This window comes from Brevibacillus sp. JNUCC-41, from assembly GCF_014844095.1.
In the GTDB taxonomy this organism is placed as follows: domain Bacteria; phylum Bacillota; class Bacilli; order Bacillales; family DSM-1321; genus Peribacillus; species Peribacillus aracenensis.
Genome location: NZ_CP062163.1, coordinates 2,935,112 through 2,952,173, shown reverse-complemented (window position 1 = coordinate 2,952,173; position 17,062 = coordinate 2,935,112). Strand labels below are relative to the sequence as shown.

Annotated in this window: 13 protein-coding genes; 5 read left to right on the top strand and 8 right to left on the bottom strand. The window is 41.5% G+C overall.

Annotated elements, in window-relative coordinates; translation table 11 throughout:
* Positions 1-28 precede the first annotated feature (28 nt).
* From JNUCC41_RS14330 to iadA, 6 genes are all read right to left on the bottom strand, one after another.
* Entirely contained in the window at positions 29-1,408 is a 1,380-nt protein-coding gene (locus JNUCC41_RS14330) for an amino acid permease (RefSeq protein WP_192203584.1), read from the bottom strand.
* A 356-nt stretch (positions 1,409-1,764) separates the two neighbouring features.
* Positions 1,765-3,189 carry a dihydrolipoyl dehydrogenase gene (gene lpdA / locus JNUCC41_RS14325; protein WP_192203583.1) on the bottom strand — a complete coding sequence of 475 codons (1,425 nt, stop codon included), beginning with the start codon at positions 3,187-3,189 and terminating at the stop codon, positions 1,765-1,767.
* On the bottom strand, positions 3,190-4,470 hold the full coding sequence (locus JNUCC41_RS14320) for a dihydrolipoamide acetyltransferase family protein (RefSeq protein WP_192203582.1): 1,281 nt from the start codon (positions 4,468-4,470) through the stop codon (positions 3,190-3,192).
* Positions 4,471-4,499: 29 nt separating this feature from the next.
* Entirely contained in the window at positions 4,500-5,483 is a 984-nt protein-coding gene (locus JNUCC41_RS14315; RefSeq protein ID WP_192203581.1) for an alpha-ketoacid dehydrogenase subunit beta, read from the bottom strand.
* Entirely contained in the window at positions 5,483-6,571 is a 1,089-nt protein-coding gene (pdhA, locus tag JNUCC41_RS14310; protein ID WP_192208168.1) for a pyruvate dehydrogenase (acetyl-transferring) E1 component subunit alpha, read from the bottom strand. Before pdhA ends, JNUCC41_RS14315 begins: the two co-directional genes overlap by 1 nt.
* 689 nt (positions 6,572-7,260) lie before the next feature.
* Positions 7,261-8,433: a beta-aspartyl-peptidase gene (gene iadA / locus JNUCC41_RS14305; RefSeq protein WP_192203580.1), complete on the bottom strand. Its 1,173-nt coding sequence runs from the start codon at positions 8,431-8,433 to the stop codon at positions 7,261-7,263.
* A 190-nt stretch (positions 8,434-8,623) separates the two neighbouring features.
* Between iadA and JNUCC41_RS14300 the strand changes: the two genes are divergently transcribed.
* Complete coding sequence (locus JNUCC41_RS14300; RefSeq protein ID WP_098372549.1) at positions 8,624-8,932, top strand: hypothetical protein; 309 nt, start codon at positions 8,624-8,626, stop codon at positions 8,930-8,932.
* 190 nt (positions 8,933-9,122) lie between these two features.
* Here JNUCC41_RS14300 and JNUCC41_RS14295 read toward each other — a convergent pair whose 3' ends face one another.
* Positions 9,123-11,120, bottom strand: coding sequence for a transglycosylase domain-containing protein (locus JNUCC41_RS14295; protein ID WP_228467334.1), 1,998 nt, complete (start codon positions 11,118-11,120; stop codon positions 9,123-9,125).
* A gap of 319 nt (positions 11,121-11,439) precedes the next feature.
* On the opposite strand from JNUCC41_RS14295, the gene JNUCC41_RS14290 reads away from it, so the two are divergent.
* The 4 genes from JNUCC41_RS14290 to JNUCC41_RS14275 all read left to right on the top strand — a co-directional run bounded on the left by JNUCC41_RS14290 (position 11,440) and on the right by JNUCC41_RS14275 (position 16,250).
* Positions 11,440-11,964 (top strand): universal stress protein, encoded by a 525-nt coding sequence (locus tag JNUCC41_RS14290; RefSeq protein ID WP_192203578.1) that lies wholly within the window; start codon positions 11,440-11,442, stop codon positions 11,962-11,964.
* 438 nt (positions 11,965-12,402) lie between these two features.
* Positions 12,403-13,290: a cation diffusion facilitator family transporter gene (locus tag JNUCC41_RS14285; RefSeq protein ID WP_192203577.1), complete on the top strand. Its 888-nt coding sequence runs from the start codon at positions 12,403-12,405 to the stop codon at positions 13,288-13,290.
* A 236-nt stretch (positions 13,291-13,526) separates the two neighbouring features.
* Positions 13,527-14,636 carry a histidine kinase N-terminal domain-containing protein gene (locus JNUCC41_RS14280; RefSeq protein ID WP_192203576.1) on the top strand — a complete coding sequence of 370 codons (1,110 nt, stop codon included), beginning with the start codon at positions 13,527-13,529 and terminating at the stop codon, positions 14,634-14,636.
* 282 nt (positions 14,637-14,918) lie between these two features.
* The gene (locus tag JNUCC41_RS14275) at positions 14,919-16,250 is read left to right on the top strand and encodes a hemolysin family protein (RefSeq protein ID WP_192203575.1); all 1,332 of its coding nucleotides are present in this window, start codon (positions 14,919-14,921) and stop codon (positions 16,248-16,250) included.
* Between the two features lie 55 nt (positions 16,251-16,305).
* On the opposite strand, the gene JNUCC41_RS14270 is transcribed toward JNUCC41_RS14275, so the two are convergent.
* On the bottom strand, positions 16,306-16,935 hold the full coding sequence (locus JNUCC41_RS14270; protein WP_192208167.1) for an undecaprenyl phosphate transporter UptA: 630 nt from the start codon (positions 16,933-16,935) through the stop codon (positions 16,306-16,308).
* Positions 16,936-17,062 lie beyond the last annotated feature (127 nt).

The window sequence follows — 17,062 nt, the reverse complement described above, 5'->3', positions numbered from 1 at the left end:
TTTGCACATGTCGTATCTTTTCCGTAATTTATTTAGCAATATCCTTTTCTATTATCGTTGTCCCCTGTTCATCCCCACTTTTAAATTTAAAAATGGAAATCGAGATTAATGCAGCCAACACAATCAGGCAAGCAATGATACTGATCCGATTCTGTTCACTGAAAACGAACGATATACAAATGATGCTTAAGGTGATTACGGCAAACAAGGTTACATATGGAAATCCCCACAATTTAAAACTCGGGGCTTTGGGATACGAATTGCGAAGTTTTAGCTGCGCTAAACAGATGCTGATCCATACAAGGGATACTACAAAACCTGGAAACGCCATTAATAAAGTAAATGCCTTGTCCTGTGCAACGAAAGTAACCATGGAGCCGACGACCAATACAAAAGCACTTAATATCAAACTATACAAAGGAACGCCATTTTTTGATACATAAGAGAACGACTTGGGAGCTTCCCCTTCTGCAGCCAAAGAATGCAGCATGCGGGTACACCCATATATTCCTGAGTTTGCGGCAGATAAGACGGCCGTAATCAAAATGAAATTCATGATATGTGCAGATCCCTGAAAACCGGACATTGATAAAACTTGTACAAACGGACTTGCCTGGTCGCTAATTTTGTTCCAAGGAATCAAACCGCAGATTACAAGTATCGGTAAGGTGAAAAATAATACGACTCTCCAAATATAGTTTTTAATGACCTTCGGTAAAATGCGTTCCGCATCCTTTGCTTCGGTTACCGTCACCCCTATTAACTCTGAACCGCCATAGGAGAACATGACGATCAGTAATGCCGAAAAGATGGACATCCACCCATTTGGGAAAAACCCTCCATGCCCGGTGAAGTTTTGTAGATAATTAGATTCCCCGGTTGGGATGACTCCAAATAAAATACAGGCTCCCAATATGATGAATACGATAATCATTGTAATTTTAATGCCAGCAAACCAAAATTCGAATTCACCATAATTTTTGACATTCATCATGTTAATCCCAATGATGAAAGCCGTACACCCTAAACTTAATATCCATAGCGGGATTGCTGGGAGCCAATATTGCAAGAAGCTTCCTGCAACCACTACCTCAATGACACAAACGGATAGCCACATGAAACAATACATCCAGCCTATTATGAATGAAAAGCGGTTACCGAATGCTTTCTGAACGAAACCTTTCATATTCGTATTTGGATAAATAATTGCCATTTCCGCTATAGCACCCATGACTATAAGCAGTAATAATCCTGCAAAAATATAAGTGAATATGACTCCTGGCCCTGCTAACGATATGGTTTCGGCACTTCCTTTAAAAATGCCAGTACCTATTGCCCCTCCCATTGCCATCATGCTAATATGCCGCGGCAATAATTTCTTTTGCAGTGACCCACCATTTGAATCCATTACATCTGCCTCCTTCTTTCCATAATTTTTCCGTATAAAAAATCAAACCCATTTCAATCGTTGAATGGCGAATAGATAGGTTATCTCATCAACCGTTTTGGTTTTGGAGTGGAAGGATGCAAAGCCTTCTTGAAAAATCTCTTCATACTTCACCAAAGTAAAAGATATCAATATGTTGTTAGTTTTACAAGAGGAATCATCGCACGCCTATTAAAGATCCTATCTACTCAAACGCCGGGTAAAATTTTGGAAATGGCGTGAATTTGCTGATAGCCTTGCCTTTTGGAGACCAATGAGAGGTTTTCTGACTCCATTATCGGGGACTACTTTGGTAATCCCCATGACTTTACCTTTTCCTATTTATTTACGATGTGAATCGCATGTCCCAAAACTGCCTCAGCCGCTTCCATCCACCCCTCAGTCAAAGTTGGATGTGGATGCATGATCAGGGCTATATCTTCGACCCTAGCCGCCATCTCAAGGGCAAGGACCCCTTCACCTATAAGGTTTGACGCATCAGCACCTACCATATGCATTCCGAGCAATATGTGGCTATCGGCATCCACGATCACTTCAGCAAATCCTTCCGTTTCATCCGTTGCAAGCGCCCTTCCATTGGCACTGAACGGAAATTTGCCGATTTTGACGCTGTATCCCTGTTGTTCAGCTTCTTCACGGCTTAAACCCACACCAGCTATTTGGGGGTCCGAGAAGATTACATAGGGAACATTAGGTGAGTCAACGGCACTTGGCAATCCCCCTATCACTTCAGCTGCCACCACTCCCTGTTTGGACGCTCGATGCGCAAGAGCTGGACCAGGTGTAGTGTCACCGATGGCAAAGATGTGCGGCACATTTGTACGACATTCCATATCCACTTCTATATGGCCTTTTTCACCAACTGTAACTCCAGCCCGATTCAGGCCAATTTCTTCAGTGTTAGGTATCCTGCCAATTGTAACCAGGGACTTTTCACTCACGACCACTTCTGCCCCTTTTTCTTCCGAGGATACATGAAGGTGTACATGGCCATCCACTACACTCGCCTTTTCTACCCTCGTGGATGTTTTGATATTCATCCCAAGCTTCTTGGCGCTCCGGGTGACTTCCTTTACAAGGTTTTCAGCAATTTGGGGAAGGATGCGATTGGCCATTTCAATGATGGTCACTTTAGTACCCAGCTTTGCAAATGCCATACCTAATTCGATTCCGATATATCCACCGCCAATGATCGACAAGCTTGATGGAACTTCCTGCAGCTGCAAAGATGATGTTGAATCCAATATATATTCTCCATCGACTTTAATGAAGGATGGAATGAAAGGTCTGGACCCCGTCGCAATAATCGCCTGCTCAAACTTGTAGGTTTCAAAATCGCCATCGGTTTCAACTCCAATTCGGTCATCAGATAAAAAGGCTGCTTGACCTTTAACCACCGTCACTCCATTTTCCTTACACAAATGGGCAATACCTTGCTTCAACTGAGATGTGATGCCCGCTTTCCAATCTTGCCAAACTCCCAAGTCCATAGCGGTTCTTTCCTGGGATAGCCGGATTCCCATTTTCCCTAAATCGTTAAGCCTTTGGTATTGATCAGCAGTGTGAATTAATGCCTTTGAAGGTATACAGCCCCGATTAAGACAAACCCCGCCCAGCTTATCCTTTTCAATCAGTACGACCGATTTTCCTAACTGGCCGAGACGGATAGCCGCAGCATACCCTCCCGGACCTCCTCCAATGATGATAACTTCCGTCTCTACAGCAACTTCCCCTACTACCATTTATCTCATCTCCACAACTAAACGAATTGGATTTTCCAGCAATTCCTTGATTCTATTGGTAAAATGCACCGCTGTTACCCCATCAATCAAACGATGATCGAAAGATAGAGACATATTCATCATTAAACGGATAACACCTTCAAGATCGCGAACGACCATGCGATGTTCCATTTTATGCAAAGCTAGTATGGCAGCTTCCGGATAGTTAATGATCGGGGTCGCGTGCATCCCTCCGATCGGTCCTACATTGCTGATGGTAAATGTACTGCCTGTGATTTGATCAATGCTCAACTTCCCTTCACGGGCTTGGGCTGCCAATTGCTTGATTTCATCAGCCAGTTGGAAAATGGTCTTTTGATCGGCATTTTTTATGACTGGAACTATGAGACCCTCTTCGGTATTCGTCGCAATCCCAATATGATAATAATTCTTCAGAATGATTTCATTGGTCTTTTCATCAATTGAAGCGTTTAATGTTTTGAACTCCTTTAAGGCGATGACAATGGCTTTAACGAAAAATGGCAAAAAAGTCAACTTAATATCCTTATCATCGGAGTACTCTTTTAATTGATTTTTAAATTCCTTCAATCGGTCCATTTCCAATTCATCTACATGGGTTACATGAGGAATGGTCGAAACCGACTTTACCATATGTTCAGCGATTTTTTTTCGAATGCCTTTAAGCGGAATCCGCTCTTCCCACTCATTTTCCACTCCTTTTGCCTGAATGGCATCATTCATCAAGGCCATCTCTTGAACACTCTTGCTATCATGATGTTTGGCATCTTCCAGTGTAATCGAGTTATTTTCTTTAAACTGCTTCAGGTCACTTTCGGTAATTCGCCCAGCCGGGCCGGAGCCTTTAACCTTCTCGATATCAACCTTCATTTCCCTCGCCATTTGACGAACGAATGGCGTTGCCAACGCACGCACTACCTCATGATGCTGCTTAGTCGTAATCTGTTCTGCATTTACTATTACATCACCAGATTGCACGACTTGGATTTCTTCGTCAATCATGCCTTTATAAGGAACTGACACATCGTTCTCTTCCTGAATTGTGAATATAGTGGTTCCCACTTCCACGATATCCCCTTCGGAAAAAAATATTTTCTTGACCACTCCCGCTGCAGGAGCCGTCAATTCCGCATTGACTTTATCCGTTTGCACTTCAACAATGGGTTGGTCCTGTTTAACCGCCTCCCCTTCTTTAATGAGCCATTGGATAATTTCCCCTTCATGCATCCCTTCCCCTACATCAGGAAGTTTAAATTCCATCATGCGTCATCCTCCTTCTCCCTTAATCACTATTAAAATGATAACGTTTCGACAATTCCTTGTTTTACACGATCAACAGTCGGTAAATAATGATCTTCTATTGTAAACGGCGGAACCGGTACATCAAATCCTGTTACACGCTTAATCGGCGCTTTCAGGTAAATAAGAGCTTCATCATTAATGATGGAGATAATCTCCGCACCTAATCCGGCCGTCTTATGGGCTTCATGGACGATTAATGCACGACCTGTCTTTTTAATGGATTGCACGATCGTATCCCTATCTAAAGGGTATAATGTTCGAAGATCGACCACTTCACACTTCCAGCCTTTTTCTGCTTCAATCTTTTTCGCGGCATTCAATGCCTCCCTTAACATGGCCCCCCATGCATAAATGGTCAGATCGCTCCCCTCCTGGACCACTTTTGCTTGCCCGATTGGTATTCGGTACATTTCGTCGGGAACTTCTTCCTTGAAAGCCCGATACAATTTAGTCGGTTCCAAAAAAATCACCGGATCTGGATCTTCGAGGGCTGAAATGAGCAGCCCTTTTGCGTCATATGGATTACTGGGTGCAACCACCTTTAAACCCGGGGTATGGGCAAAGAAGGTTTCGACACTTTCAGAATGAAGTTCAGGGCCCCTGATTCCGGCACCATATGGAGTACGGATTAAAAGGGGCACCCCAAATTGCCCACGGGTACGATACCTCATACGGGCAGCATGGGAAACGAGTTGTTCGAATCCCGGATAAATAAAGGCGAGAAACTGTATCTCTACAATAGGCAGCATTCCGTTAAGGGCTAAACCAATTGCAGACCCAATGATTCCGGATTCAGCTAATGGCGTATCAATGACTCGATCTTTTCCATACTTTTCATAAAGACCTTCCGTCGATCGAAAAACCCCGCCATTCACTCCAATATCCTCACCCATGATCATCACGCGATCATCATGACCCAGCATTTGGTCCATCGCTTCCGTAATAGCCTGGAGCATCGTTAAATTTTTGCCCATTATTTCTTCCCGCCTTTCCTTAAGATTTGGTTCAATTCCTGCTTCTGTTCCTTTAAATGCCATGACTCCTCGGCATATACATGGTTAAACATTTCGAGCGGGTCGGATTTTGGATACCCTTCGGCTTTTTGAAGGTGAGCATCAATCAGTTCGTTGAATTTTTTTAACGCCAATTCCTCCTGCTCTTCATTCCAGTGACCCTCTTTATTCAAATACTTTCTAAGACGTGTAATGGGATCCCGGTTTTCCCTCCAGAACGTTGAAATTTCGTCCTGATCGCGATATATGTTCGGATTGTCTGCAGTAGTATGAGCGCCATAACGAAAGGTGATGGCTTCGATTAATGTAGGTCCTTCCCCATTAAGCGCTCTTTCGACAGCCTGCTTTACAGTCAGCCATACTGCGAAAATATCATTTCCATCCACTCGAACCCCATGGATGTCATAAGCGGCAGCCCGCTGGGATATTGTTTTGGATGCCGATTGCTTTTCAAAAGGGACACTGATCGCGTAGCCATTATTTTGGCAGAAGAAGATTGTTGGGGTTTTATAAACGCCAGCAAAATTCAGTGCCTCATGAAAGTCCCCTTCAGAAGTTGCTCCATCACCAAAATAAGCAATGCTAACATTCTTTTCGCCTCTAATCTTACTTGCCCAAGCCGTTCCAACGGCATGAACCATTTGAGTGGCAATCGGAACGCTTGGAGGCAATATCCTTTTTCCTTCAGGACAAATTGAGCCATCAAAATGCGCCATCCAGTATAGGAAAACACGGTATAATTCCTGCCCATGAATAATTGCCGCTCCATGGTCACGGTATGTGGGAAACATCCAATCCCCTGCCGACAACGCTAAGGCGCTTCCTACCTGGGATGCTTCCTGTCCTTCAAAAGGTGCATAAGTTCCAATCCTGCCTTGGCGCTGGAGATTAACGGATTTTCGGTCAAACGTTCTGAGCAGGAGCATGCTCTCATACATCTTTAACATAAGTGATTTATCGATTTTTCCATCAATCGTTTCAATGATTTCGCCATCAGGAGTCAATACGCGAAATATTTCCGGCTCAACTTCATTTGAATACGCTTTCATTATTGGGTTTCCCGTCTTTTCCATTTCATTTCTCCCCTTAAGATAGATTTGTTTCGCAAACTTACCAAGGTTTTGAACAGTCATGAAATAACAGCCCAAAATGTATCTATTGGTCTTTATGTCTGTAATTAAATGCTGTTTCATAAACTACATTTCCTTATATAAAAGGATAATACATCCATGTTTTTAATAATATGTTAAATAGAATGAATTTTTCCCGTTTTACCTTTATTTAGAATATGTTTTCTGATAACATACCTTCATTTTGAAAATGAGAACCTTTAATGGGAAAATTTCATATTGATTATCTACAAGTTGTTCATATGCTCGATCGATTCAAGACCTATCCAAAAAGTCTCCAGCACAAAAAAAGACCCATTATATAATAAATGGGTCTTAGACTCCGCCGCCTGTCTGCCATGCGTCTGTGGGGTCTCGGCTAGCCAGTTATTCGGCAGGAGTGTCGCAAATTTCTTCAATCCATTGAGGGTTTCATTCAAATCCAAGTTTACTTATAAAATAATGGTTTGGGATTAATCAATCGAACTCCTTTTTGTAGACAAACTGAGACCCATTATATAATTACGGGTCTTTTTGCATTTCATGATTGATGGGGGTATTACAAGCACCGGAAATCACTCCTGCCATAACCAAAATGAAAACCTTACCAACAAGATTAGAAAGATTTATCATTCAAATGTTCCTTTCACGACTGCTTGACCATCTTTGACCATGATCTGCCCCATCGCGATAACACTATTCATTTCTAAAGTTTTTTTCTTCATCATGATGATATCGGCATCCTTACCTACAGCAAGCTGCCCCTTTGTAGAAAGTTTTAAAATTTTTGCCGGATTTTCCGTCACAACTCGTAGGGCATCGGCAATTGTCACTCCATCCTCGAGGATCGCATCGGCAACACAATCATATAAGGACATGCATGTTCCAATGTTCAAACCACGCAGGTTACCGTTGCCATCGAAGTCAGGCAGGCTGGCTTGTCCATCTGAAGTTATGGTGATCTGCCCGATTTCAACGCCTTTTTCCAGTGCCATTTTTATTGCTGTACTTGCTTTGACCTCGCCTTCTTCAAGGAACTTCTGGATCGTACTTGTCGTAAAATCGATATAACCCCCTTTTTTTGCATATTCCACACCTGCATTGAATAAATGCGGATTTCGATTTATATGTGTAGGGTAGAACTGGGTGATTGGTATTTCCGTTGTCTCGACAACTTCCTCAATTACCTGCAAATGATCTAAACTGTCGCCGACATGAATGTTGACGATACCGCTTTTCCCGGACAACAGGCCTCCATTGCGCGCCTGAGAGGCCAGTTTAGCCAGTTCAGCTGCAGTCGGCTGTGAAGAACGATGATCGGCAATGGCTATTTCGCCAACACCGATAATTTTATCCACAAGAATCAAATCATCTTCGATCTTACCTGTTAACGTCTTGACTGGAACTTGATAGGAACCAGTTTGAACGAAGCAGCTAATTCCTTCTTCTTCAAGCGCTCTCGCTTTAGCAAGCAGTGCTGGCATGGTCCTTGTCGTTCCATCTGTTCCTATGACCCCTACCAATGTCGTTATACCCGCTAAAGTGGCATCAGTTAATTGGATTTCTGGTGTCCTCGTTTTAAAGCCCCCTTCCCCACCTCCGCCGATAATATGTACGTGAGCATCTATAAAACCCGGAACCACAATTTGACCACTCGCATCAATCACTTTCATTTCAACGAAATTGGCAGGTTTTTCAATCTTGTCCTCAATGAAGCCAATTTGCTTTCCTACCAAGAGGATATCTTTTTGGCCCATATATTCCGGACCATAAAGCTCCCCATTTTTAATAAGTGTGAGCAATGTTCGTTCCCCCTCCAATTGAAATTTTCAAATAGGTTTCAAAATCTTTCACTCGGGTAAATATACAATATGACCCGCTAACAATTACATAAAAAAGACAAACATAATTGTTCATTTTAAAAAGTTGTAGCTGAACTGACATCTTGATTATGCTTTTCCAAAAGTATAAAAACAAAAGGAGTTAAACGACATGAATAAAGTGATTTCTTCTGATATTAAAACAAATAAAAGATTATCCATGCGACAAATCATGAACCTATATCAAGTTACAAAAGAATTTAAAGGGAATATATATTTTATCTGCAACCATAAATTGGTCGATGCCAAGAAACTTTCGACTTTCGTATCCTTTGTGCTCATTCTTCAAGAGTGTGCAACCATGAAAGTCATACTTGAAGGCGAGAATGTACATGCCATGCTAGAAAAAGTACAGGCTATTTGTAAAGAAAATGATGAAAGTTCATTTGGATTCCAATCGAACCAAACCGTTAATATTTAAATCATTCCAACTACGTCATGAAGAGGGTGTATAGAAATGCGAACCATTCTAATGGTGATAGGCGCAATCGTCGTAATCGGCATAATAGCAAATCTCATTTTTTAAGAATGACGAAAGACTGTCAATTATTGACAGTCTTTTTTGTTGATTAAATTAAGCAAAAGCTTGTTCATGCTCCCCTTCCTGGGGATCACCACGGCAACTTCCAGTCCCTCCATTTATTCAAACCTTCCCGAATTTCATTTCCTTTATCAATCCAATATTGTCTCCTTTGCTCATCGTCTTCTTTTGCCTTTTGCTCAGCTATAAGTGCCTGTTGTTCAGCTATAAGCGGACCGATATCTTGAGCTTTAAAGGATTGGGCAGTTTGATTCTGTAAAGCTTGCGACATTATTTTTTGAAAGATGATTGCACTTCCCTGACTGCTGTGAGTCGTTAGATAATGCTTTTCGTCCGTCTTATCATATCCAGCCCATACAGCACCGACCAGCGAAGGTGAATAACCGATGAACCATTGATCTTTGACCCCTGAAATTCCTTCGATGGGAACTTGTGTGGAACCTGTTTTACCTGCTATTTCATAACCGGAAACAGCGGCGTTTTTCGCTGTGCCATATTCCACTGTTCCAAGCAGCATGGAATTCATTTTGTCGACGGCGCCTTCAGAGGTCACTTTGGTGCTTTTCTCTTTCCAGGCGGCTACCTCTTTTCCATCGGCATTTTCTATTCTTATAATGGCATGGGTTTCCATTCTTTCCCCACCGTTGGCGAAAGCTGAAAAGGCTCCTGCCATCTGCAGCGGGGATACACCTTTTTTCATCCCCCCCAAAGCTATCGATAGGTTTCGATCATCTTTTTCATATGGAATTCCAAACCGCTTAAGTGAATCAAGCCCCTTATCGATGCCTATCTCATTCAATAGCCAAACCGTTGGTACATTCAAGGAATTCATCACCGCTTCATACATGGGCACTTCTCCTTTATATTCACCACTAAGGTTTGTTGGCTCATATTCACCGAAGCTCATTTTTTCATCCTTTAAAGGGGCGGTGATGTCGTATCCCTCTTCAACCGCTGGCAAGTATACGACAAGCGGTTTAATGGATGAACCGGGAGATCTTGTCAGCTGGGTTGCCCGGTTATATCCCATGAATTGATGCTTACCTCTCCCACCGACAAGTGCCTTTATGCCTCCCGTTTCAGGATCAAGGAGGACAGACCCGCTTTGAACCAGTTCATCTGCACTCGTTCCCACTGGAAAATTGGCATCATTCGCATAAACGGTTTCTGTAGACTGCTGCATGGATTGGTCCAGTGTCGTGTAAATTTTGTAGCCCTTTGATAGCAGATCCTCAAGTTTAATACCATATTTACTCGAAGCTTCCGATAAAACATGATCGACAAAATAAGGATATTTACCTCTTAATGGATCGGTTTCCTTCTCCCCCATTAGAAGTGTCACCGAATCTTTTTTTGCAGCTGCTTCTTCATCTTTCGTCAAATAACCATGTTCCGCCATTCTCGAAAGAACCAAATCACGCCTCTTGACTGCCCCGTCTAAATTCTTGTATGGATCAAGTTTGGATGGCAAGTTAATCACACCCGCCAGTAAAGCTCCCTCGGCAACGGTCAATTCAGAGACCTCTTTGGAAAAATAAATATTTGCGGCCTTTTTGATTCCCCATGCCCCATGGCCAAAATAAACTTGATTCAGGTACATTTCCAGAATTTCATCTTTTGTATATTGATTTTCAACTTCCTGGGCTAGAAAAAACTCTTCTATCTTCCTCTTCAATGTCCGATTCGATTCCAGCATCGTGATTTTCACAAGCTGCTGGGTGAGAGTGCTCCCGCCTTCAACAACACTTCCAGCCTTCGCATTTTTAACCAAAGCCCGCATAATCCCTTGATAATCTATGCCGTGATGTTCATAAAAACGGTGATCCTCAATGGAAACCACCGCTTGTTTCATATGTTCCGGTATTTCTTCTATCGCAACCCCTTCGGATTTATTCGCAGTGATCGTACTGGCAAGATTCCCATCCAGATCATAGATTCCTGTCGGTTGCTGAAGTTTATTTTCAAGATGACTTATATCTGCACCCTGCTTGAAATACAATAGTGAACCGGCGCCTAAAACCACAACCGCCAATATTATAATTAGACCTAATTTCACTAGCCCTTTCATTTGTCCCCCCCATTTTCCCATCTCGACATGTTTCATTAAAAATATTTTACCCTTTTTATTAAAGAAAACTCGCCGATTGAATAAAAGGCGCCCTTTTCTTGTAGCACATACTCACGAATCGGCATCCTTGCCGATGATATCCCTTCATCGTCTGAGCATGCCAGCTAAATGAAGGACCAGATTTCATCCTACCATTTTAACTATGCTCGTATCTATCCTTTACCCTTAAAAGGCAATCTATATACCGATTAAAGGCGTGAAGCCATTTAAAAGCGGGTATAACACTTATAAGGTCTTATAAAGGGGAGAGATGATATTAATGAAAGACTTAAAACATATTGTCGTCGCTTTTGATGGAAATGAAGAGAGTAAGCGGGCCGTAAAATATGGGGCAACATTGAAAAAGGCCTTTCCAAAAGCCGAATTGACCGTAGTTCATGTCCTGAATGATAAGGTTGAACAGCGTATCATGGGAGACGCCTCGGCTCCGGGGTTCGTACCTACTGCCGGATTTTATGTAGATCCAGTCCAGACACATCCCGTTATTGAAGTCGATCAGCCAGGACCTCAAAAGGTAAATGACACCCCTTCCCCCGTCGAGAATAGTATTCAGAACGCAGAAAGTAATACGTTGAGATTGTTAAGTGAATGTCAAGTCAGGGGGAAATTCGAACTATTGGAAGGATATGCCCCAGATAGCGTATGTGACTTTGCAGCAAGAACTTCAGCGGATCTTATCGTTGTCGGCAATAGCGCTAAAAGCGGTTTGGAAAAATTCTTTCTTGGCAGTACAAGTAGTTCCATTGCGAAAAACGCACCTTGTTCGGTATTCATTGCAAAATGAAGATTAGCGGGTTCGCACTGTATGGCTCGAGTAGAGCATTCTCTGAAAAAGGCCGGATCCTTATAGGATCCGGCCTTTTTGTTAAGAGGATTTTTTCAGTCATACATTTGTAGCAAAAAACACCGGGGCGCCAATTGCTGACCAAAACCATCCTACACAGCGGTAACCAAGTGTCCCACTCAGCCTTTTTGGCTCCCCTTGCAGAAGTATTTAATTTTCGATCATCGGTTAGAATATAGTATTAGTTTCTATAAATGACAATTAAAGAAAATATACATATCATCAACTTGTCATCCCCATTTTAGGGCATATTCTTTTGTTTAACCAACTTCTTTACAGACCTTACACCTGCCATTAACCACAAGTTAGATGGCTAAATCTATAGACTCACAAAGGTTTGATTTATTAAGCCTAATTTACATCGGGGAGGGAATGGACATGGATAAACATTCGATTTCAGCTGAAAAAGGCGCCTGCATAAGCATTGCCGCTTACATATTCTTGTCTGCTCTTAAATTGTCATTTGGTTATTTCGGTGATTCTAAAGGGCTTTGGGCTGATGGTTTAAATAATACGACCGACATCATCGCTTCCTTAGCCGTATTGATCGGTTTGAAAATTTCAAAGAGACCTCCTGATGATAATCATTCATATGGTCATTTACGGGCGGAAACCGTAGCCTCGTTGGTAGCTGCCTTCATCATGATCACCGTGGGCCTTCAGGTATTATTCAGTGCCATTGAATCCTTCTTTCACCAAAATTCAACAACCGTTCCCAGCATGCTGACCGGTTATGTCGCTCTATTCTCTGCAATTTTCATGTACGGAATCTACCGTTATAACTTATCATTAAGTAAAAAGATCAACAGCTCTTCCATCTATGCCGTTGCCCAGGATAATCGTTCCGATGCCCTTGTCAGTGTTGGTGCATTCATCGGAATAATCGGTACTAAGATGGGAATCCCTTGGCTGGATGCGATAGCGGCAGCCGTCGTGGGGGTCATCATATGCAAAACGGCCTGGGACATCTTTCGTGATGCCTCCATCTCTTTAACTGATGGTTTCGACGAGCAGCTCCTGCAAAAGATCGGACAAACCATTATATTGACAGAGGGTGTTAAAGACATGAGTGAAATTAAAGCCCGGATGCATGGAAGTGAAATCCTGCTCGAAACTACCGTTCATGTTAATCCTCTTTTGACCGTCATTCAGGGTCATGATATTACGGTTAAAATCGAAGAAAATCTTTTGAAGGAATATAATATCCAGCATGTAATCGTTCACATCGAACCATATGCATTCCATAAAAAAGGTAACCGGCATTAACTTTACGGATACCTTTTTTTGTTATTGATTCCTGTAATCACTGTAATAAAGCTGTGTCAAAAAAAGGGATTTATTGATTGATTGCCGAATATTTATCCAATTAACACATGTTAAAAGAACATTAATCTGTTATCATGAAAACAAGATGTAATTATTTTGATATTTTGTAATTTTATTCAAATAAAGCAATTTCCGGGTCAAAAGTAAATTCATTTTCCTACAGTATGGAGGGCAAGATGGTATCTAATCGAGAAATGACCATTCACTTTTTATCTTCTCAAAAAAGCAGTATCATTTCCAAATGGAAAGATGAGTTGCTGCATTTACCGGACGGATATCTGGGGTATTTTAAAGGAGAAGTGGAAAATATTTTCAATCTGCTATTGGATCAGCTTGGAAAATCGGATACTGAAATAGACGATGTACTGAAGGTCGTTGGGGAAAAGATTGCGTCTGATCGAGTCAATAAGCAATTGGATATGGAAAATTTCTTTTCCACTGCTACCATCGGGAGATCCATCATCATAGAGCATGTTTTGAATTCCGAATCATCCAAAGAAGTAATATCGGGACTAATTAAGCAAGTAAACGTTTACTTCGATAAACTTATTCATTTTGCATTATCCCATTATACCGAATTGAAAACGATGGAACTTGAAGAACGCTATCAATTCATAAGCCCAAATCATAAAGACCGGTTGACACTCCTTGGCCAAATGACCTCAAGCTTTGTCCATGAATTCAGAAATCCACTGACTTCCATCATGGGATTCATACAATTGTTACAGGCAGAACAACCTCAGATAAAGTACCTTGATATCATTTCGAAGGAATTGGATCAGCTCAATTACCGGATCACACAATTTCTTAATATTTCCAAAAAGGAAACTTCCTCATCACCACCTGATCTATTTTCCATTGCTCAGCTTGTGAATGAGGTGATCGAATTTTTATATCCTAGCATTTTGGAAGTTAATGCTTCCATTACATGCAATATTGCCGAGGATGCCGTAATTTCCGGTTCTAAAGAAGAATTCCGTCAAGTTTTACTTAATATTATATTAAATGCTCTTGATGTGGTTGCGGGGATGCCTTCCCCATCCATTTACATTTCAGGCTCTGAATCACCACCCGGCATTCTTACTTTAAATATATCGAACAATGGGCCGAAGATACCTGACGACGTCCTGCCGAATATTTTTGAACCATTCATCACCACAAAAAAGAGAGGAACGGGATTGGGATTATTCGTCTGTAAAGAAATCGTTTTAAAGCATCAAGGAACCTTATCCTGTCACTCTACCGATTTCCTTACGACCTTTTCCATACAATTAAAAACTAAATAATGGATAAATATCCTTTTTTCCTTAGGTTTTTAGTGTGAAATTTTTGACTGATTGGCGCCCAGTTACTTATACTAATAGGTAGGTTCCACTACTAATCGAGGTGAATGATTCTATAGATTGAAAATAAAAACAAGAGAAATTTTCATACGAGATAGACGAGACTTATTTTTCATCTAACATTTTATATACTAATATCATTTCATTCATTATTGGTTTTGGGAGGTGACTGGGATAATTAAATCGTTCTCAACATCTGGCGATTCAATTTAAGTCCCACACTAATTGGACATATTAAGTTTTTTATTTGTCATTATTTTAATTGCTTTAACTGCCTTTTTTGTAGCTTCGGAATTTTCGATCATAAGGGTTCGCAGCTCTCGGATCGATCAATTGATTGAAGAGGGAAACAAAAAAGCCATTGCGGCCAAGAAGGTCACATCCGATCTTGATGAGTACCTATCCGCGACACAGCTTGGAATTACAGTAACTGCCCTTGGATTGGGGTGGCTAGGACAACCGACCGTCCTCAAATTGGTTGGGCCTTTATTCAAGGCATTGAACATCCCTCAAGAAGTCACAAGCGTTCTGACATTCGTTATTTCATTTTCCCTAATTACGTTCCTGAATGTGGTTGTTGGAGAATTGGCTCCAAAGACGGTTGCCATCCAAAAGGCTGAGCAAGTGGCCTTGGCAATTGCCAGCCCGCTGATTTTTTTCCATAAGATAGCCTTTCCCTTCATTTGGGCCTTGAATCATTCTTCCCGATTCGTTGTCGGATTATTTGGCTTTAAACCAGCATCCGAAAGCGAAATAGCCCATACGGAGGAAGAATTACGTTTCATCCTTTCAGATAGCTATAAAAGCGGAGAAATTAACCAGTCGGAATTTAAATATGTAAATAACATCTTTGAGTTCGATGATCGTGTTGCTAAAGAAATCATGGTTCCAAGGACAGAAATCATGACCATATCCAAAGATGAAACGGTACAGCAATTCGTCGATGTGGCCAAATTGGAAAAATACACTCGATATCCTGTTGTCGAAGGTGATAAAGACCATGTCATCGGCTTAGTGAACTTAAAGGAAGTATTCTCGGATCTTATTAAGAACCGGGAAATCCATATCAAAGCGATTGAAAATTACGCACGTCCGATCATTCGGGTGATGGAAAATATCCCAATTCACGATTTGCTGCTAAAAATGCAAAAAGAACGCATTCATATGGCCATTTTGATGGATGAATACGGCGGTACTTCCGGACTTGTCACAGTCGAGGATATCCTCGAGGAAATCGTAGGGGAAATTCGTGATGAATTCGATATTGATGAAGTCGCCTCGATCAGGAAAATTAAAGATGGACATTATATTTTAGACTCTAAACTTCTTGTAAAGGAAGTGAATGACCTACTTGGCATTCACTTAGAAGAAGATGATGTCGATACTATAGGCGGTTGGGTCCTTACTGAAAATTATGATGTGAAGGTAGGGGACATCATGGAAAAAGACGGATTCTGCTTTAAAGTGATTGAAATGGAAGATCACGCCATTCGTTTTATAGAGGTCACCAAAAAGGTCGTACAGCTTCCTCTGGAAGAAGACCTTCCTCAAGGATAATGATGAAAAACAGCCACGTAAAAGGTGATTTTACGTGGCTGTTTTTTCGATTTGTTCATTTATCGGGAAACCGTCCCATTTTTTTGACCGTTACGATTGGAGGAGTGCTCTTTTTTTTCCAAAAGATATACAACATGATAAAGATAAAGGAAAAACCTGCAGCCGGAATTAGATAAGGTTCAGTTATTTCCCGGATTTGCTGCCAATTCTCGCCGAGAACCCTTCCTAAGGTGAGGAACAATATGGTCCAAGGTATGACAGCCGCAACCGTATAAAATATAAACTTCCATACGGACATCCTTGCAATTCCGGCTGGGATGGAAATAGCATGGCGAACCACTGGAATGAATCGAGCCGTAAAAATCACGCCAACGCCATACCTTTGAAACCACTCTTCAGCATTTACAATATGTTTTTCTTTTATTAAAATATATTTTCCATACTTCAAGAGAAAGGGCCGTCCTCCATAATACCCAGCCCAATATAGAAAAAGTTGTGCCATCGTCCCGCCTGCCACACCTGCAAGAACAGCTCCCCAAAAATTCATTTTCCCCAGGCCGACCACATAACCACCGTACCCTAGAACTAGCTCACTAGGGATGACTTCAACCATAAGCCCCAATAAAATCCCCATATACCCCATTTCAGCAAACCAATTCAATATCGTCATAATAAGCTGTGATATCATGCTATCGGACTCCCCTTACCGCTAATTTCAAATTGTTTGTCCTTCTATCCTATTTCAGCTCATAACGTTCTATTCGGTTTTTCATATCCAGTTTCACAATGCATCACATTTAGGAATGCACAAA